Annotated in this window: 19 protein-coding genes; 6 read left to right on the forward strand and 13 right to left on the reverse strand. The window is 62.5% G+C overall.

Annotated elements, in window-relative coordinates; genetic code table 11:
- Positions 1–13: 13 nt before the first annotated feature.
- A complete protein-coding gene (locus PSH94_RS25145; RefSeq protein WP_181076295.1) occupies positions 14–367 on the reverse strand; it encodes a RidA family protein in 354 nt (117 codons plus the stop codon).
- Positions 339–1,640 carry a D-amino acid dehydrogenase gene (dadA, locus tag PSH94_RS25150; RefSeq protein ID WP_181076294.1) on the reverse strand — a complete coding sequence of 434 codons (1,302 nt, stop codon included), beginning with the start codon at positions 1,638–1,640 and terminating at the stop codon, positions 339–341. Before dadA ends, PSH94_RS25145 begins: the two co-directional genes overlap by 29 nt.
- A gap of 155 nt (positions 1,641–1,795) precedes the next feature.
- Here dadA and PSH94_RS25155 point away from each other — a divergent pair, with 155 nt between their 5' ends.
- Positions 1,796–2,284, forward strand: coding sequence for an Lrp/AsnC ligand binding domain-containing protein (locus PSH94_RS25155; protein WP_003176896.1), 489 nt, complete (start codon positions 1,796–1,798; stop codon positions 2,282–2,284).
- Here the strand turns inward: PSH94_RS25155 and PSH94_RS25160 are convergent.
- Entirely contained in the window at positions 2,281–2,634 is a 354-nt protein-coding gene (locus PSH94_RS25160) for a YkgJ family cysteine cluster protein (protein ID WP_305435990.1), read from the reverse strand. The two genes, PSH94_RS25155 and PSH94_RS25160, sit on opposite strands and share 4 nt — an antisense overlap.
- A gap of 115 nt (positions 2,635–2,749) precedes the next feature.
- On the opposite strand from PSH94_RS25160, the gene PSH94_RS25165 reads away from it, so the two are divergent.
- A complete protein-coding gene (locus tag PSH94_RS25165) occupies positions 2,750–4,042 on the forward strand; it encodes an FAD-binding oxidoreductase (protein WP_305435991.1) in 1,293 nt (430 codons plus the stop codon).
- Here PSH94_RS25165 and PSH94_RS25170 read toward each other — a convergent pair whose 3' ends face one another.
- Complete coding sequence (locus PSH94_RS25170; protein ID WP_181076289.1) at positions 4,043–4,267, reverse strand: DUF1127 domain-containing protein; 225 nt, start codon at positions 4,265–4,267, stop codon at positions 4,043–4,045. It lies immediately after the preceding gene.
- Between the two features lie 166 nt (positions 4,268–4,433).
- Between PSH94_RS25170 and PSH94_RS25175 the strand changes: the two genes are divergently transcribed.
- Complete coding sequence (locus tag PSH94_RS25175) at positions 4,434–5,852, forward strand: PLP-dependent aminotransferase family protein (protein WP_305435992.1); 1,419 nt, start codon at positions 4,434–4,436, stop codon at positions 5,850–5,852.
- A 3-nt stretch (positions 5,853–5,855) separates the two neighbouring features.
- On the opposite strand, the gene PSH94_RS25180 is transcribed toward PSH94_RS25175, so the two are convergent.
- From PSH94_RS25180 to PSH94_RS25195, 4 genes are all read right to left on the reverse strand, one after another.
- Positions 5,856–6,386, reverse strand: a complete 531-nt coding sequence (locus tag PSH94_RS25180) for a hypothetical protein (protein ID WP_305435993.1) — start codon at positions 6,384–6,386, stop codon at positions 5,856–5,858.
- Positions 6,386–8,812 (reverse strand): fimbria/pilus outer membrane usher protein, encoded by a 2,427-nt coding sequence (locus tag PSH94_RS25185; protein ID WP_305435994.1) that lies wholly within the window; start codon positions 8,810–8,812, stop codon positions 6,386–6,388. Before PSH94_RS25185 ends, PSH94_RS25180 begins: the two co-directional genes overlap by 1 nt.
- Positions 8,812–9,516 (reverse strand): fimbria/pilus chaperone family protein, encoded by a 705-nt coding sequence (locus PSH94_RS25190; protein ID WP_305435995.1) that lies wholly within the window; start codon positions 9,514–9,516, stop codon positions 8,812–8,814. The genes PSH94_RS25185 and PSH94_RS25190 overlap by 1 nt, the downstream gene beginning before the upstream one ends.
- Before the next feature lie 121 nt (positions 9,517–9,637).
- The gene (locus tag PSH94_RS25195) at positions 9,638–10,288 is read right to left on the reverse strand and encodes a DUF1120 domain-containing protein (protein WP_305435996.1); all 651 of its coding nucleotides are present in this window, start codon (positions 10,286–10,288) and stop codon (positions 9,638–9,640) included.
- A 243-nt stretch (positions 10,289–10,531) separates the two neighbouring features.
- Here PSH94_RS25195 and PSH94_RS25200 point away from each other — a divergent pair, with 243 nt between their 5' ends.
- Positions 10,532–12,097 (forward strand): phospholipase D family protein, encoded by a 1,566-nt coding sequence (locus PSH94_RS25200; RefSeq protein ID WP_305437755.1) that lies wholly within the window; start codon positions 10,532–10,534, stop codon positions 12,095–12,097.
- Here the strand turns inward: PSH94_RS25200 and PSH94_RS25205 are convergent.
- Together PSH94_RS25205 and PSH94_RS25210 are read right to left on the reverse strand one after the other, a co-directional pair.
- Positions 12,094–13,239 (reverse strand): MFS transporter, encoded by a 1,146-nt coding sequence (locus PSH94_RS25205; protein ID WP_305435997.1) that lies wholly within the window; start codon positions 13,237–13,239, stop codon positions 12,094–12,096. The genes PSH94_RS25200 and PSH94_RS25205 overlap by 4 nt on opposite strands.
- 148 nt (positions 13,240–13,387) lie before the next feature.
- On the reverse strand, positions 13,388–14,881 hold the full coding sequence (locus tag PSH94_RS25210) for an aldehyde dehydrogenase (protein WP_305435998.1): 1,494 nt from the start codon (positions 14,879–14,881) through the stop codon (positions 13,388–13,390).
- A 230-nt stretch (positions 14,882–15,111) separates the two neighbouring features.
- Here PSH94_RS25210 and PSH94_RS25215 point away from each other — a divergent pair, with 230 nt between their 5' ends.
- Positions 15,112–15,474 (forward strand): cupin domain-containing protein, encoded by a 363-nt coding sequence (locus tag PSH94_RS25215; RefSeq protein WP_253509788.1) that lies wholly within the window; start codon positions 15,112–15,114, stop codon positions 15,472–15,474.
- A 71-nt stretch (positions 15,475–15,545) separates the two neighbouring features.
- Here the strand turns inward: PSH94_RS25215 and rpmG are convergent, their stop codons facing one another.
- The gene (gene rpmG / locus PSH94_RS25220) at positions 15,546–15,701 is read right to left on the reverse strand and encodes a 50S ribosomal protein L33 (RefSeq protein WP_003176906.1); all 156 of its coding nucleotides are present in this window, start codon (positions 15,699–15,701) and stop codon (positions 15,546–15,548) included.
- An 11-nt stretch (positions 15,702–15,712) separates the two neighbouring features.
- On the reverse strand, positions 15,713–15,946 hold the full coding sequence (gene rpmB, locus PSH94_RS25225) for a 50S ribosomal protein L28 (protein ID WP_181076277.1): 234 nt from the start codon (positions 15,944–15,946) through the stop codon (positions 15,713–15,715).
- Positions 15,947–16,404: 458 nt separating this feature from the next.
- Between rpmB and PSH94_RS25230 the strand changes: the two genes are divergently transcribed.
- On the forward strand, positions 16,405–17,997 hold the full coding sequence (locus PSH94_RS25230; protein WP_305435999.1) for an ABC transporter substrate-binding protein: 1,593 nt from the start codon (positions 16,405–16,407) through the stop codon (positions 17,995–17,997).
- A 28-nt stretch (positions 17,998–18,025) separates the two neighbouring features.
- Here the strand turns inward: PSH94_RS25230 and radC are convergent, their stop codons facing one another.
- On the reverse strand, positions 18,026–18,700 hold the full coding sequence (gene radC, locus PSH94_RS25235; protein ID WP_181076273.1) for a DNA repair protein RadC: 675 nt from the start codon (positions 18,698–18,700) through the stop codon (positions 18,026–18,028).
- Positions 18,701–18,755: the final 55 nt, after the last annotated feature.

Consider the following 18,755-nt stretch of genomic DNA (forward strand, 5'->3'; position numbering starts at 1 on the left):
GAGGGATCTGAATCTAAGGCAGCGCGGCCACCACGGACAGCTCTACCAGGATGTGCGGTTCGCACAGCTTGGCTTCAACGGTGGCGCGTGCCGGGGCAACGCCTTTGGGCAGCCACGCGTCCCACACTGCATTCATGCCGGCGAAATCGGCGTCGATGTCCTTCAGGTAAATCGTCACCGACAGCAGTCTGGTTTTGTCGGTGCCGGCCAGGTCCAGCAAGCGCTCGATATTGGCGAGCGTCTCGCGAGTCTGCTGTTCAATCCCGGCGCTCATGTCATCGCCGACTTGCCCGGCCAGGTACACGGTACCGCTGTGAACAACGATCTGGCTCATGCGCTCATTGGTGAGCTGGCGCTGGATTGACATGTTTTGCGGACTCCTGGTGGTTGCCGTAACGGGAAATATCGAGGCCCGCGGCGCTGATCTGCGGGGTTTTCCTGGCCATCAGGTCGGCCAGCAAACGACCGGAGCCACAGGCCATGGTCCAACCGAGGGTGCCGTGGCCGGTATTCAGGAACAGGTTCTTGAACGGTGTGGCACCGACAATCGGCGTACCGTCGGGCGTGGTCGGACGCAGGCCGGTCCAGAACGAAGCCTGGGCCAGATCGCCGCCTTGAGGATAAAGGTCGTTGACGATCATCTCCAGGGTTTCGCGTCGACGCGGGTTCAGCGACAGGTCAAAACCGGCGATCTCAGCCATGCCGCCGACGCGGATGCGGTTGTCGAAACGGGTAATCGCGACCTTGTAGGTCTCGTCGAGGATGGTCGAGGTGGGCGCCATCGCCGGGTTGGTGATCGGCACGGTCAACGAATAACCCTTGAGCGGGTACACCGGCGCCTTGATACCCAGCGGTTTGAGCAACTTCGGCGAATAACTGCCCAAGGCGAGGACATAACGATCGGCTGTTTCCAGCTTGCCATCGATCCATACACCGTTGATGCGCTCGCCCGCGTGGTCGAGGCGCTGGATATCCTGTTCGAAGCGGAACTCAACGCCCAATTGCCTGCACATGTCGGCCAGGCGCGTCGTGAACATCTGGCAGTCGCCAGTCTGGTCGTTGGGCAGGCGCAGAGCACCGGCGAGGATGTCGGTGACGCTGGCCAGAGCAGGTTCCACGCGGGCAATGCCGGCACGATCAAGCAGCTCGAACGGTACACCGGACTCTTTGAGTACAGCGATGTCCTTGGCGGCGCCGTCCAACTGCGCCTGAGTGCGGAACAGTTGGGTGGTCCCCAGGCTTCGGCCTTCGTAGGCAATGCCGGTCTCGGCGCGCAGCTCATCGAGGCAATCACGGCTGTATTCGGACAAACGCACCATGCGCTCTTTGTTCACCGCATACCGGCTGGCGGTGCAGTTGCGCAGCATCTGGGCCATCCACAGGTATTGATCGATATCGGCGGTGGCTTTGATCGCCAATGGCGCGTGGCGTTGCAGCAGCCATTTGATTGCCTTGAGCGGCACGCCCGGCGCGGCCCAGGGCGAGGCATAGCCTGGGGACACCTGGCCGGCGTTGGCGAAACTGGTTTCCATGGCAGCGGCGGGCTGGCGGTCGACCACCACCACTTCAAAACCGGCCCGCGCCAAATAGTACGCACTGGTTACCCCAATGACGCCGCTACCCAAGACCAGAACGCGCATTTTTATATCCTCATCGCGGCTTGGCCGCCGACGTGTGTTATTCGAGCAATGATGGGCGCAGTATAAAAAGCAATCGCCAGTGCATTTCACTATATAAATGCCTATATTTGGCGACAATTCTCGGCAAAAACCGTTTTAACAGAGGCGTATCCCCTATGCGTACCAACACCCAGACCAAGCGGGAGCTGGACAAGATCGACCGCAATATCCTGCGCATCCTGCAAACCGATGGGCGCATCTCGTTCACTGAGCTGGGGGAAAAAGTCGGCCTCTCGACCACACCCTGCACCGAGCGCGTACGGCGCCTGGAGCGCGAGGGAATCATCATGGGCTACAACGCGCGGCTCAACCCGCAGCACTTGAAGGGGAGTTTGCTGGTATTTGTCGAGATCAGCCTGGATTACAAGTCCGGCGACACCTTTGAGGAGTTCCGCCGCGCCGTGCTGAAACTGCCCCATGTGCTGGAATGCCACCTGGTATCCGGTGACTTTGACTATCTGGTGAAGGCGCGGATTTCCGAGATGGCCTCCTACCGTAAATTACTGGGCGACATCCTGCTCAAGCTGCCCCACGTGCGCGAATCCAAGAGCTACATCGTGATGGAAGAGGTTAAAGAGAGCCTTAACCTGCCGATCCCGGACTAAACCAATACCTGCCGGGTGCTGGCCATGTATTCGTGGATCTGTTTTTCCACCCGTGGGTGAATCAGCTCCACCGGCCGACGGCCATTGGGGCATGGCAAGGTTTCGGTGGTGCCGAACAGCCGACAGATCAGCGGCCGCTCGTCATACACCGTGCAGCCCGCGGGGCCCAGATGAACGCAGTTCAGCTCGTCCATGGCGGCCTCCTGCTCGGCAGCAGTCTTGCGCGGCAGGCGCGACATTTCTTCGGGCGAGGTGGTCACCGGCCCACAACAGTCATGGCACCCCGGCACACATTCGAACGAAGGAATCTGACGGCGCAATGCGCTGATCTTCTGACGGTTGCAACTCATCGAAACACGTACCCCACGGCGAACAGGCGTGGATTCTGCCGCAAATTGCCCTGCGCAGACAGCATCGTCCGACCGCTGTATCCTGCGTCAAATTTTCCAAACAGGGATGCTCCCCATGATCACAAGCGCCCGCCACACTGATTCCTACTACGCCGCCAGCAGCCTGCCGCAGCCCGACTACCCGGCGCTGACGGGCGAGGTGACAGCCGATGTGTGTGTGGTTGGCGGTGGCTTTTCCGGGCTCAATACCGCCCTGGAACTGGCCGAGCGCGGGTTCAGCGTGGTGCTGCTGGAGGCCCGCAGAATCGCCTGGGGCGCCAGCGGGCGTAACGGCGGGCAATTGATCCGCGGGGTCGGTCATGGCCTGGACCAGTTCGCCAGCATCATCGGCACCGACGGGGTCCGACAGATGAAACTGATGGGCCTTGAGGCCGTGGAGATCGTGCGCGAGCGCGTTGAACGCTTTCAGATCGCGTGCGACCTGACGTGGGGCTATTGCGACCTCGCCAACAAGCCTCGCGACCTGCAAGGCCTGGCCGAAGATGCCGAAGAACTGCGCAGCCTCGGCTATCGTCATGAAGTGCGCCTGCTGCAAGCCAACGAAATGGACAGTGTGATCGGTTCCGGGCGCTATGTGGGCGGCATGATCGACATGGGCTCCGGCCACCTGCATCCGCTGAACCTGGCTATCGGCGAAGCCGCCGCCGCCGCGCAACAAGGCGTAAAGCTGTTCGAGCAATCGCCAGTGACGCGTATCGACTACGGCCCCGAAGTCCAAGTCCACACCGCCCAGGGCACGGTACGCGCCAATACGCTGGTGTTGGCCTGCAACGCTTATCTCAATGGCCTCAACCCTCATCTGAGCGGCAAGGTACTGCCCGCCGGCAGCTACATCATCGCCACCGAACCCTTGAGCCAGGCCCAGGCCGCTCAATTACTGCCGCGCAACATGGCCGTCTGCGATCAGCGGGTGACCGTGGACTACTTCCGCCTGTCGGCCGACCGGCGCCTGCTGTTCGGCGGGGCCTGCCATTATTCCGGTCGGGACCCCAAGGACATCGGCGCGTATATGCGTCCGAAAATGCTGCAGGTGTTCCCGCAACTGGCCGACGTGAAGATCGATTATCAATGGGGCGGCATGATCGGCATCGGCGCCAATCGCCTGCCGCAGATCGGGCGCCTGAGCGATCAGCCCAATGTGTATTACGCCCAGGCCTACGCCGGCCATGGCCTCAATGCCACACACCTGGCGGGCAAGCTGCTGGCCGAAGCAATCAGCGGCCAGCAGCACGGGCGTTTCGATCTGTTCGCCCAGGTGCCGCACATGACCTTTCCCGGCGGCAAGCATCTGCGCTCGCCGCTGCTGGCATTGGGCATGCTTTGGCACCGCCTCAAAGAGCTGGTCTGATCAATCACGCCAGAACGGTTTCAGGCCTTCCTCCAGCGCCTGTTCGGCACTCAAGCCGATGTCGCGCAGTTGCTCGCCGGTCAAGTGCAGCAAGGCCTTGCGGGTGTGGCGACGGCGCCAGAACAGCCCCCAACGGCTGATATCGCCCGGCGTTGCGGCCCGAGCTTGGTCAGCCTCCAGCTCCTGACTGTATAACCTCAGGCGCACATCGCTCATACCGTTCATTTTTGCTGCCCCTCATTTGTCGGTTGCCATGAGTGACTAGAATGAGCGAGTGGACCAAACCATTACAGATTCAACAAGCGCTTATTAAATCCATACAGATACTGCCACTTGAAGGTTGAATCCTGTATTTTCCCAGGATCTGTACTGGTCCCAGGGAGCGACCGCCATGATCCTCTACGTCAACCTCGCCGAGCTGCTGGGCACTCGCATCGAACAAGGCTTCTATCGCCCAGGCGACCGGTTGCCCTCCGTACGGGCGTTAAGCGTGGAACATGGGGTGAGCCTGAGCACCGTGCAACAGGCCTATCGCCTGCTGGAAGACCACGGCCTGGCGACACCTAAACCCAAGTCTGGTTACTTCGTGCCCGCGAGCCGTGAGCTGCCTGCGTTGCCGGAGGTAGGACGGCCGGCACAGCGCCCGGTGGAAATCTCCCAGTGGGACCAGGTGCTGGAACTGATTCGCGCTGTGCCGCGCAAAGACGTCATACAGATGGGCCGTGGCATGCCCGATGTACTGTCGCCCACCCTCAAACCCTTGCTGCGCAGCCTGGCCCGCGTCAGCCGGCGCCAGGATCTGCCGGGGTTGTACTACGACAACATCCTGGGCTGTATGGAACTGCGCGAGCAGATCGCCCGGCTGTCATTGGATTCCGGCTGCCAACTGGGCGCCGAAGACATCGTGATCACCACCGGCTGCCACGAAGCGTTATCGGCCAGCATCCACGCCATCTGTGAGCCGGGCGACATCGTCGCGGTGGACTCACCGAGCTTCCATGGCGCCATGCAGACCCTCAAGGGGCTGGGCATGAAAGCCCTGGAGATCCCCACCGATCCGCTCACCGGCATCAGCCTCGAAGCCCTGGAGCTGGCCCTCGAACAATGGCCGATCAAGGTCATCCAGCTGACCCCCAACTGTAACAACCCCTTGGGCTACATCATGCCGGAAGCGCGCAAACGCGCGCTGCTGACCCTGGCCCAGCGCTTTGACGTGGCCATCATCGAAGACGATGTGTATGGCGAATTGGCCTACAGCTACCCGCGCCCGCGCACGATCAAGTCCTTCGACGAAGACGGTCGCGTGCTGCTGTGCAGTTCGTTCTCCAAAACCCTCGCCCCAGGCCTGCGCATTGGCTGGGTTGCGCCGGGCCGGTATTTGGAACGCGTGCTGCACATGAAATACATCAGCACCGGTTCCACCGCCACGCAGCCGCAGATCGCCATCGCGGAATTTCTAAAGGGTGGCCACTTCGAACCGCATTTGCGGCGGATGCGCACGCAATATCAGCGCAATCGCGACCTGATGCTCGATTGGGTCAGCCGCTATTTCCCGGCTGGCACACGCGCCAGTCGGCCACAGGGCAGCTTTATGCTGTGGGTAGAACTGCCGGAGGGCTTCGATACCCTCAAGCTCAACCGCACGTTGATGCAGCAAGGGGTACAGGTGGCGGTCGGCAGCATTTTTTCCGCGTCGGGCAAGTACCGCAATTGCCTGCGCATGAATTACTCGGCCAAACCCACCCCGCAGATTGAAGAAGCGGTGCGCAAGGTCGGAGCGGCCGCGACGGCGATGCTGGCAAGCGACTGACCCTCACTCCAGCTCAAAGCGCCCCACTGTTGCAAACCGCGTGATATCCCTGACATTCGCCGCCTGCCGAGGCACCAGCGGCTCGACCTCCAGCTCCAACTGCAAATGGCGACCTGCCAGCGCCTGGCCATTGTGCCAGGGCCGCACGCGGTCGCCTGGGCGCAATACGTTGTCGCGTGCAGCTGCATCCGCGTCGCGCCAGCCTTCGATCAAGCGCCCATCCACTCGCGCGGCACGCACGCGCACCTGCAAACGACCCACGCCGAAGCGATAGGCCTGGGCGTTCGCTGCAGGAGCCTCGAACCGCAAGCTCATCGGCTGCGATTGCCGGCACTGCGCATTCAACCACACACGCCGCACGCCAAAACTCAGGTCACCGCCAGCGCTGCCGGGTCGCAGCGCCGAACGCGGGCCTGGTTCGAACACCACCTGAGGCGAACTCAACTGCAAGCTGCACTCAGCCTGGACTTGCGCAGCCGGGCCGTAGCAGAGCGCCACGGCGCAGAGGACGCCCTTCATCGTTGTGCCTGCCATTACGGGCTCCTTTGGCTACAGGTCGTTTCGGCGCTTTGATACGGCGCCGCGGTTTGCGCAATGCGCCGGGTATCCAACTCGATAACGCAGCGCCGGTCGTCGGCCATGGAGACGTACAGCTTCAATTGCTCCGGTGCGTCGGCCAGGTACACCAGACCGGCGTCAACCACGTTGGTAAGGTAGGCACCCGTGGCACTGTCATACACCGCGCCGCCCTTGGGCACCCAACCCCCCGCGTCGGTGCGCACGCGCAGCAACAGGCGCCGGGCACTGGCCAGGGCAAATTCGACCCGTGGCACAGCGCCACGCCCGGCCTCGACCTCCCGGAACCCATTGAGCACGTCGGTGTTCCGTTTGAGGCTGCGAGGATCGACCTCCAACCGGCTCGCGGAAAATGCCGGCAGGCTCGCCGCCACGGCATGCCCCGAGCTATCGGTCCAGACCGGCCCCTGGGGTGTATTGACTTTGACGCCGGCGCCCTCGCCGACCTTGATCACACCAAAGGTATCGCGCACGGCGTATGGCGAAGGCGTCACGCCGTGCGCGTGCAGCGCCAGGCCGCCATTGAGCGACAGGTCATAGCTGCGTTGCCCCAGACCGCCGCGCGCATGCCCCAGCTCAACACTGCTGTAGCGCGGCAGCAGGCTCAGGCGCGCGGAAAGATCGGTGCGGCCGGTATCGCTGCGATCCGCGGCAAGGCTGTAGCTGACGGTATCGCTGATGTGCTCGTTGTAACGCGCGCCGGTGCGCGTGCCCTGCCGCTCGTCATGGCGCGCCGAAACGCTCACGCGGCGATGCCCGAACGGCAGGGTCAGGCTTGTGTAGACACCGATCCCCCGGTCATCGCCGCCGCTGTCATGGCGAACGCTCAACGACAGGCTGGCGTCGGCAAAGGCGCGTGACCAGGCGACATTCACGCTCGTGCGATCCGCGGCGCCTGCCAGGCGGTACTGCGACACGGAAGACGTCAGGGCACCCCACGCCTGATCGGAATAGCTCAACGACGCCCCCCATTGTTGCTCCGCCCGCTCATAGGGATTGCTATCGCGGGCATCCAGCGCGACGTCATCCAGAGCTCGAAACCCCTGGCTGCGTCGCGTCCAGGTCAAGCCAGCGGAAACACCGGCGCCGAGCGATGTGTTCACGGCAGCGTTAAGACTGTGCCCCGACCCCGCCGTCGCGACATGAGAGCCCAGGTGCTGCGCGCTCACCGTGGTGTCGCGGCCCAACGCGTGCTGAACGCCAAGGCCGAGGGATTGATAGTCACCGGCGCCCATCCATCCTCCCGTCAGCAACGTCGAAGGGCTCAACAGCCAATCCTTGCTACCGACCGCGAACGACGGCTTTTCGCGCGTATCGTCGGCAAATCGGCGAACCTGCCCCGCCGCCAGGGCAAACCCGGGGGACGCCGCAATCGCCAGTGGGCGCAGGCTGTCGACGGGCACCCAGAAACGGCGGGGCTCGGCACCGTCCTCTATCACGCTGACTTCAAGGTCCAGCCGCCCGCTCAGCAGGGGCACATCGCGCAGGACGAAAGGCCCGCTGGGAACCAGCGTGGTGTGGATCAGCGCACCGCTTTGACGCACCTCGACACGGGCAGGCCCGTAGGCAATGCCTTCGACCTGCGTGCCATCGCCCAACTGCCCATCGAACCGTTGGGCGAGGCCCGCTTCGGGCAACATCTGGATCCCGGTGAAGGCCCCGCCTGCAAACAGCGGCGAGCGCAGTGTGAGCTGGCCCACCTGGACAGTGGCCTGGTAGCGCTCCAAGGTCCTTGAGGCGTGGGTGTAAAGGTTTTCGACCTGCGAGGCGTCGTTTGATCGGGTGTAACTTTGGCGGCTGCGCACCACCCAATCATTGGCGTTGAAGCCCCACTCCACCCCCACGTGACGAAACTGGCTGGAATAGGCAGGCCCTGCGCTGGCGGACACCAGCGCCGTGTAGTTCACCACCCCGGCCGTGCCGCCCGTCGTCCAGGTTTTGGACGCGCGCGCGCCGTTGCGCAGCAGTCCCGTGGGCACCAGCAACGACACCTGCTGGGTGCCAGGATCAAGCTGCACTTGTACGCCGGCAAGCGTCTCGGCCGGCAGCGCGCATTGCGTCGACGCGGCGTACGGTATGAACGCCTCATCGATACCTGCCTGCTCAAGCAGCGCGGCATCCAGGCACAGCCGGCCTTGCTCATCGAAGGTGGTCAGCACCTGTCCGGCGGACACACCGTTGACCCTCAGGGCGACCCGACTTTGCCCGGCGGTGAAGCGCGGGGCTGTTCTAAAGTACTCGGCGAGCTTCGGATCAAGGCCGCGCGCCTGCACCACCGAGAGGTCGAATTCCACCGCTGTTTCACCGAATGCATTCGCTGTGGTGCCGATGAACATCGCCACCGCCAGGCGCGAGACCGGCCAAGGGCCAAACCCACGTGGCATTACTGCGTGCTCAGCGGCGCGTCATGGCTGCTGACCGCGAACCCATAAGTGGTCGCCGGAAACAGTCGCACGTGGGTGCCCAGGAAAGCGTCACCTGCCGGCGTCAGCACCTCCCCCGGCAGAATATAAGTGCGCCCCAGGTCCAGCACTTCGCCACCCGGCAGCAGGCTGACGGATTTGGATAAACGAACCACATAGGGGCTGGGATTGCTCACCTGTACCTTGCCCTCGGTCACGCGCCAGACCAAGAGCTTCCAGGGCGCGCGCTCGATGGGCAGGTTGGCGGGCCGCAGGATCACCGGGATGTTCTGCCGCACGCCCAGGCTCACATGAGCACCTTCGGCACTCTGGCGCGGCTTGATGCCCTCGAATACCGCGCGCTTGAGGCGCTCGGTGGTCAGTGGCGTTTCGCTGTGCAGGACAAACCTGACCTGCTGGCTCTGCCCGGCTTCGACCCTGATCACAGGCGGCGTCAGCAACAGGATCGGTGCCGGGTCCTCAGCGATGTGTTCGATGCTGCTGTAAAGCAACGCCGGCTGGTCATCGGTGTTCTTGACGATCAACGTAGCGTCCCCCGTCCCTTCGTCCACGATGACAACCGGGGTTTGCGGCACCATGCCTGCCGCCATCGTCGACAGACTGGCAAACGCCAGGCACGACAGGGCAACGACGCTCAACGCGCGAAAACAATCATGGGATTTCATGCAGTGCTCCAGGGCACGTCAAGGCGGCGTAACAGCCATGCCGCCCGACGTGTTTCGTTTGGCTGAGTCGCGTATTCAGGCCGACCGGGTCAGCGCCCCGTCATGCCTGGCGCGCACTGCTTCAGAGGTAGAAAACGTTGAACGTGACGGACCCGGAGAGCTCGTACGAATCAGTGGTCTCCGGCAGCGCCGACGCACGGCGAATCGCTGGCAGCACCTGCATCGGAAATGTGTGCAAACGGGCTGCAACCGGGCCCGAGGCCGCACTCTCACCCCAGGAGTAGGACGTCGGCGAATTGGATACCAGGCCGCTGGTCGGCACGCGCCATACCGGGTTTTCCGGCGTACGCACCAGGAACGTCTGGGCCGTGCCGTCGGTGGTGGGCTGCCCCACCGACAGACCAAACCCGCCGATCGGCACGCCCTGGACACTGCCCAGGCCGTAATACAGGCCCACGCTCGGGTTGTTTTTGAAGAGCATGCCGGGGGCCTTGGTTTCCGCGCGGTTATCCACGACGGCAATTTCCACCGGCGCCGGGGCGTCGCAGGCAATGATCAGGTTGATATCGCGCGGCGGCAGATCGGTCTGGCGCTCCTGGTTCAAACGGGAAGCTTCGACCTGGCCCAGGTTCACATGGGAGCCGCCCGCAAAGGACGGTACGCAGGAGGTGGGCACGACCGTACCGCTGACGGTCAGGTCGACACTGGCGGCATTGGCCGCAAGCGGCGCCATCGCGATGATGAGGGCGGTCAAGATACGTTGTTTTTTCATGTTGGTTTTTTCTTGATTGGATTAGTCGGACGCGCCGCACTCCGTCGGCCCAGATGCGCCGCGGGGCATCGGCGACGTCGAAATAATCCGGGCAGCGCCCCGCGCTGATCTGTAGGGAATGTCTCCAAATCAAAGGCAGGTGTGCTGCCTGATCAGCCTGCGCGTTCCAATCAACGCCCATGACATTTCGCAAAGCGTGTTGTCCAACGCCGCGCCCCCTCAGCGAGACACATCCCCTTGAGATTGCGACCTGCCCAGCTGTTCACATTGGTACTCGCCCTGGCCTTGGCTGGCTGCGCAACGGTGCATGCCCCGCGCATCCCCAGCGACGCCCTGCCCGCGCCGGCGTCTTCGTTCGGCCGTTCGATCCAGGCCCAGGCCGCGCCTTACCAGGGCCGTTCGGGTTTTCGCCTGCTGCCCAACAGCAGCGAAGCGTTCATGGCCCGCGCCGAACTGATCCGCAACGCCCAGACCAGCCTCGACCTGCAGTACTACATCGTGCACGACGGCATCAGCACTCGCATGCTGGTGGACGAGCTGCTCAAGGCCGCCGACCGTGGCGTGCGCGTACGCATCCTGCTGGACGACACCACCAGCGACGGCCTCGACCAGATCATCGCCACCCTCGCCGCCCACCCCAAGATCGAGATTCGCCTGTTCAACCCGCTGCATCTGGGACGGAGCACGGGGGCCACGCGGGCCATGGGGCGCCTGTTCAACCTGTCGCTGCAACACCGACGCATGCACAACAAATTGTGGCTGGCGGACAACAGCGTGGCGATTGTCGGCGGGCGCAATCTGGGCGATGAGTATTTCGACGCCGAGCCCAATCTGAATTTCACCGACATCGACATGCTCAGCGTGGGGCCGGTGGCCGAGCAACTGGGGCACAGCTTCGATCAGTACTGGAACAGCGCCCTGAGCAAGCCCATCGACGACTTCGTTTCCAACCCGCCGTCAAAAGGCGACCTGGCCGTCGCACGCGTGCGCCTGGAGGCGTCGCTCGCCGAATCACGCCAGCAGAACCACGCGCTGTACAACCGCTTGCGCACCTACAAGACTCAGCCACGCATGGACATCTGGCGCCGCGAACTGATCTGGGCCTGGAACCAGGCGCTGTGGGACGCACCGAGCAAGGTGCTGGCCAAGGCGGACCCGGACCCGCAACTGCTGCTGACCACCCAACTGGCGCCGGAGCTGGAACGAGTCAACCGCGAACTGGTGATGATCTCAGCGTATTTTGTGCCCGGCCAGCCCGGCCTGGTGTACCTGACTGGACGCGCCGACGCCGGGGTTTCGGTGCGCCTGTTGACCAACTCCCTGGAAGCCACCGACGTGCCGGCCGTACACGGCGGCTACGCGCCCTACCGCAAAGCGTTGCTCGAACACGGCGTAAAGCTGTACGAATTGCGCCGTCAACCCGGCGACCCCAGCGCCGGCAGCGGACCGCACCTGTTCCGGCGCGGCACGTTCCGCGGTTCGGATTCGAGCCTGCACAGCAAGGCGATGATCTTTGATCGCGAAAAATCGTTTATCGGCTCGTTCAACTTCGACCCACGGTCGGTGCTGTGGAACACCGAAGTCGGCGTGCTGGTGGACAGCCCCGAACTGGCCGAGCACGTGCGTAACCTGGCGCTGCAGGGCATGGCGCCAGCACTCAGTTATGAGGCGAAACTGCAAGACGGCCAGGTGGTGTGGGTAACCGAGGATAACGGCCAACTGCACACCCTGACGCGCGAGCCAGGCAGTTGGTGGCGGCGTTTCAACGCATGGTTCGCCACCTCAGTCGGCCTGGAGCGCATGCTTTAAGAACACGGTTGTGTGGCGCCGAAAGCGCCTTGGCGCAGTAACAGCAGCACCAGCCCCACTGCCCCGGCCGCCATCAGCAACGGCAGCGCGTGTCCGCTGATCCACTGGCTGCCGGCGCCGGCCACCAGCGGCCCAATCAGACACCCGATACCCCACAGCTGCGCGATATGAGCATTGGCCCGCACCAGCGCATCATCGCGATAGCGCTCGCCGATCAGAATCAACGACAGCGTGAACAATCCGCCGGCACTGGCGCCGAACAGCACCCACACCGGCCAGATCAACAGCGTGTGCATCAACGCAGGAATTGCCAGGCTCGACACCAGTAACAGCAGCGCACAGCCCAGAAACAATGTTCGGCGCGGCAGGTAATCGGCCAGCGCGCCGATGGGCAACTGCAGCAGCGCATCGCCAACGACAACGGCGCTGACCATCGCCAGGGCAATTTCAGCGGTGAACCCCTGCTGCAGGCAATACACCGGCAGCAGCGTCAGGATCATTGCTTCGAACGCAGCAAACAGCGCCACCGCCCACGCAATCGCCGGCAGGCTGCGGCAAAAACGCCACAGGTCGACAAAGGTGACGCTGAACGCTTCGGCCGTGGGCGCGCCGGAGCGCCCCAGCAACAGCAGCGGCGCAACCATCAGAAGCCCCACGCCGACCCAAAAGCCGTAGTCATGCCCGGTGCCGATCACGCCCAGTAACAAAGGCCCCGACAACTGGCTCAACGCATAGCTGCAGCCGTACAACGCCACCAGCCGTCCACGCCACTGCTCGACCACCAATTGATTGATCCAGCTTTCGCCGAGGACAAACACGATGGTCAGGATCACGCCGATCATCAAACGCAGCACCAGCCACACCGGGTAACTGGGCAGGATCGCCAGCAACCCGATGGACACCGCACCGGCCCACAGGCACAGGCGCATCAGGTTGGCGGTGCCCAGCCACGCCGCCAGGCGACTGGAGAGTTTGGCGCCGAGCAGTACACCAAATGCTGGCATCGCCGCCATTACGCCAATGGCGAAGCTGCCATAGCCCCAGCCTTCCAGGCGCAAGGACACCAGCGGCATGCTGACGCCCAGCGCCAGGCCCACGCTGAGTACCGAAGCCAGGACGGCAAAGTAAGTCGCCCAACGCATTGCCACGCTCCTGTGGATATCTACGGGTTCGTACAAAACAGTGTGGGAGCGGGCTTGCTCGCGAATGCGCTGTATCAGACGCGACAACGGCGACTGTCATACCGCATTCGCGGGCAAGCCCGCTCCCACATTTGGCCTGCAGGGGTGCTTAGAGCTTGATCCAGGTAGCCTTCAGCTCGGTGTACTTATCGAACGCATGCAGCGACTTGTCGCGACCGTTACCCGATTGCTTGAAGCCACCGAACGGCGCGGTCATGTCGCCGCCGTCGTACTGGTTGACCCACACGCTACCCGCGCGCAGCGCCTTGGCGGTCAGGTGCGCTTTGGAGATATCCGCAGTCCACACCGCCGCGGCCAGGCCGTATTGGGTGTCGTTGGCGATCTTGATCGCTTCGTCGGCGCTGTCGAAGGTGATCACCGACAGCACTGGACCGAAGATTTCTTCCTGGGCGATTCTCATCGCATTGGTCACACCGTCAAAAATCGTCGGCTCGACGTAGGTACCGCCGGTCTCTTCCAGGGTGCGCTTGCCGCCCGCCACCAGCTTGGCGCCGTCGGCGTGACCCGCCTCGATGTAGGACAGCACCGTGTTCATCTGCTGGGTGTCCACCAGGGCACCGACGTTGGTCGCCGGGTCCAGCGGGTTGCCGGGCTTCCAGCCTTTGAGGGCCTCGATCACCAGGGGCAGGAAGGTGTCCTTGATCGAACGCTCCACCAGCAGGCGCGAGCCGGCGGTGCACACTTCACCCTGGTTGAAGGCGATGGCACTGGCGGCCGACTCGGCGGCGGCCTGCAGATCCGGAGCGTCGGCAAACACGATGTTCGGGCTCTTGCCGCCCGCTTCCAGCCATACGCGCTTCATGTTCGATTCGCCGGAACGAATCAACAGTTGCTTGGCAATCTTGGTGGAGCCCGTGAACACCAGCGTGTCGACATCCATGTGCAACGCCAAGGCGTTACCCACAGTGTGACCGTAGCCTGGCAGAACGTTGAACACGCCTTTCGGGATACCGGCTTCAACGGCCAGGGCCGCGATGCGGATGGCGGTCAGCGGAGATTTTTCGGACGGTTTGAGGATCACCGAGTTACCGGTGGACAGCGCCGGACCGAGTTTCCAGCAGGCCATCATCAACGGGAAGTTCCACGGCACGATGGCGGCCACCACGCCGACCGGCTCACGGGTCACCAGACCCAGCTGGTCATGAGGCGTGGCCGCCACTTCGTCGTAAATCTTGTCGATGGCTTCCCCGCTCCAGCTCAAGGCGTTGGCGGCACCGGGCACGTCGATGTTCAGGGAATCGCTGATGGGCTTGCCCATGTCCAGGGTTTCGAGCAGCGCCAGCTCTTCGGCGTTGGCTTTAAGCAACGCGGCGAAACGGATCATGGTGGCTTTGCGTTTAGCCGGTGCCAGGCGCGACCACACACCGGAATTGAAGGTGGCGCGGGCGTTTTCCACGGCGCGCTGGGCATCGTCGGCGTCACAGCTGGCAACGGTGGTCAGCAGGCGGCCGTCCACCGGGCTGATGCACTCGAAGGTACTGCCGGAAACGGCGGTGGTGTATTCGCCATTGATATAGGCGCGGCCTTCGATCTTCAGATCCTTGGCGCGTTGTTCCCAGTCGGCACGGGTCAGGGTGGTCATGCGAGTGTCCTCCTCTTATTGAATACGAGGGCCAGGTGATGTCGCCCGGCAGCCTCAAAGAATTCTTGCCCGCCAGCCAACTGCTCGGCTCAAAGGCAGCTGCCACCCTAAACCAGCGGCCAGGGATGTTTCAATATATTTGACATAACGGCGGCAAACGCCCTTGCGATGTTCATTTTAATAAACATAGACTTTGGGCTCTCCAACCGCAGGCCAGACGGGACACGCATATGAGCATCCAGGACATCGTCGACTTCAGCCAGGCCAACACCGCCCCAGACCGCTACCGCCCTGCCGCAGAAAAAATCCTCAAGGGCGATCCCGAGCAGACCGTCTACAACCATTACAACAGCCCCTGCGGCCAGATGAATGCGGGCGTCTGGGAAGGTGAAGTGGGGCAATGGGCGGTTAATTACACCGAGCATGAGTACTGCGAAATCGTGCAGGGTGTGTCGGTGCTGCGCGATGGCGAAGGCAACGCCAAGACCTTGCGCGCCGGTGACCGTTTCGTGATCCCCGCCGGATTCAGCGGAACCTGGGAAGTGCTCGAACCTTGCCGCAAGATCTATGTGGTATTCGAACAGAAAGCCTGATCAATAAATCGGACGCAAAAAAAAGCCCGTATCGTGAGATACGGGCTTTTTTTCACAAGGAAGGAAATCAATTACTTGATTTTGCCTTCTTTGTAGATCACGTGCTTGCGAACGCGCGGGTCGAACATTTTCTTTTCGAGCTTGTCCGGGGTAGTACGCTTGTTCTTGTCGGTAGTGTAGAAGTGACCAGTACCGGCGCTAGAGATCATTCGAATCAATTCACGCATGATATAGCTCCTTAAACCTTGCCAGCGCGGCGGATGTCGGCCAGCACGGCAGTGATGCCACGCTTGTCGATGATACGCATGCCTTTGGCGGATACGCGCAGACGCACGAAACGTTTCTCTTCTTCAACCCAGAAGCGGTGATGCTGCAGGTTCGGCAGGAAACGACGACGGGTTTTGTTATTTGCGTGGGAAATGTTATTCCCAGTCACCGGACCCTTACCGGTAACTTGACAGACTCTCGACATGCCTCAGCCCTCTAAAACCACATGCCCAACCCGGCATGGGTTGGCCGCTTAATCTCTCAGTCATTTGGCGCCAGGCGCCGCGTTTCTTTAGGGTCTTACCGGCTACACCTACAAGCGAAGGAACCGGGCCCCTAGAAAAGAGCGCTGCTTTATACCAGAAAGACCCAGGCGCAACAACAGCCCGTGTGTTTTTCCCAGCTTAATTCAACGCCACTGGCGCCCGAACCGCTGCCAGGAGGCGCCGCCCTTACCGCTGACCGCTCGTCGCACAGAATCAGTTTATGCCCTCATGCACGGTGCCGAGCGCACGGCGAAACGAACCGAGGCGCCATCAAAACAGCATTTGCCGCAAAAGCACAGGCAAAAATGGGCTAGTCATTTATCAATCAGACCTCTACGGTAGGACTTTTCCAGACTGCACTCGCAGATGGGCCTACGATCTGCAAAGGAAACCGAATATGCGCCTCGCAGCCCTGCCGCTCTTGCTTGCCCCTCTCTTTATTGCGCCGCTGGCCTCTGCCGCCAGTAATCTGAGCGTCTGCACCGAGGCCAGCCCCGAAGGGTTCGATGTGGTGCAGTACAACTCGCTGACCACCACCAACGCCTCGGCCGACGTGCTGATGAACCGTCTGGTCGACTACGACGCCGCCAGCGGCAAGCTCGTGCCAAGCCTGGCCGACAGCTGGGAAGTCTCGCCCGACGGCCTGACCTATACCTTCAAGCTGCATCCCGATGTGAAATTCCACCGCACCGAGTATTTCACACCGAGCCGGACGCTGACGGCCGAAGACGTACGCTTCAGCTTCGAGCGCATGCTCGACCCGGCCAACCCTTGGCATAAGATCGCCCAGAGCGGTTTCCCCCATGCCCAATCGCTTCAATTGCCCGCTCTGGTCAAGAAGATCGATGCTCTGAACCCACTCACCGTGCGCTTCACCTTGGACCACGCCGACTCCACGTTCCTTGCGGCCTTGAGCATGGGCTTCGCCTCGATCTACCCGGCGGAGTACGCCGACAAACTGCTCAAGGCCGGCACGCCGGAAAAGCTCAATAGCCACCCTGTCGGCACCGGCCCGTTCGTTTTCGTGCGGTTTCAGAAAGACGCCGTGGTGCGCTACAAAGCCAACCCGGATTATTTCGCCGGCAAACCGGCTGTGGATAACTTGATCTTCGCGATCACTCCGGACGCCAATGTGCGACTGCAGAAGTTGCACCGCGACGAATGCCAGATCGCCCTGTCGCCCAAGCCTCTGGATGTGGCGCAAGCCGAAAAGGATGCCGCCCTCAAAATCGAGAAAACCGCCGCGTTCATGACCGCCTTTGTGGCCATCAACAGCCAGCATCCACCGCTGGACAAACCCGAAGTGCGCCAGGCCATCAACCTGGCATTCGACAAGGGCAGTTACCTCAAAGCCGTGTTCGAAGGCACCGCCGAAGCCGCCAACGGGCCTTACCCGCCGAACACCTGGAGTTTTGCCAAGGAGTTGCCGGGCTATCCACAAGACCTCGCCAAAGCCAAGACGTTGCTGGACCGCGCCGGCCTCAAGGATGGCTTCAAAACCACGATCTGGACGCGCCCTACCGGCAGTCTGCTGAACCCCAACCCCAACCTGGGCGCGCAATTGCTGCAGGCCGATCTGGCCAAGGTCGGCATCCAGGCCGAGATCCGCGTCATCGAATGGGGCGAGTTGATCCGCCGCGCCAAGGCCGGCGAGCACGACCTGCTGTTCATGGGCTGGGCCGGCGACAACGGCGATCCGGACAATTTCCTGACCCCGCAGTTTTCCTGCGCAGCGGTGAAGTCCGGCACCAACTTCGCACGCTATTGCGACCCGACCCTGGACAAGCTGATCAATGCTGGCAAGACCACCAGCGAACAAGGCGTGCGCAGCAAGCTGTATCAACAGGCCCAGGCCCAGATCCAGCAACAGGCGCTCTGGTTGCCGCTGGCGCACCCCACCGCCTTCGCCCTGACGCGCAAAGGCGTCGAGGGGTATCAGGTCAGCCCGTTCGGGCGCCAGGACTTCTCCAAGGTCAGCGTCAAGCCTTGAGCCTGTGCCCCGCTCTTACCGGGCGGGGTCACATCCATCCATACTCGGCCATCGACAGCGGGTCGCCGTCCCCGACGATGATGTGGTCCAGCACTCGCACATCCACGACTTCCAGAGCCTTTTGCAGCAGCTTGGTCAATTTTCGATCAGCCGCGCTGGGTTCAAGGCTGCCGGAAGGATGGTTGTGACACAGGATCAGCGCCGCCGCGTTATAGGCCAAGGCGCGCTTGACCACTTGCCGTGGATAAACTACCGCCGCATCGATGGTGCCTTCGGACAGCGCCTCGAAACCCAGCACCCGATGCCGCGAGTCGAGGAACAGGCAACCGAATATCTCGTGGGGCTCATGCCGTAACAGCGCCTTGAGGTAGTCGCGCACCGCTACCGGACTTTCCAGCACCGAGTCATGGCGCAGCCGTTCGGCCATGTGCCGCCGGGACATTTCCAGCACGGCCTGCAGTTGCGCATACTTCGCCGGCCCCAGCCCCAATTGCTGGTTGAACAGCGCCTGGCTGGCCTCAAGCAACGGGCGCAGGCCGCCGAACTGCGCCAACAAATGGCGCGCAAGGTCCACAGCGCTGCGCCCCGCCACCCCCGTGCGCAGAAAAATCGCCAGCAGTTCGGCGTCCGACAGACTCGCTGCGCCCCATTCCAAAAGTTTCTCCCGTGGTCGCTCTGCCGCCGGCCAATCGCGAATACTCATCCCACCTCCCTGTGCATGTGCGCCGCTGTTGCGTGGCGGTCGCTGTGTTATCGTA

Origin of the sequence: Pseudomonas sp. FP2254 (assembly GCF_030687695.1) — a bacterium.
Lineage (GTDB): Bacteria > Pseudomonadota > Gammaproteobacteria > Pseudomonadales > Pseudomonadaceae > Aquipseudomonas > Aquipseudomonas quebecensis.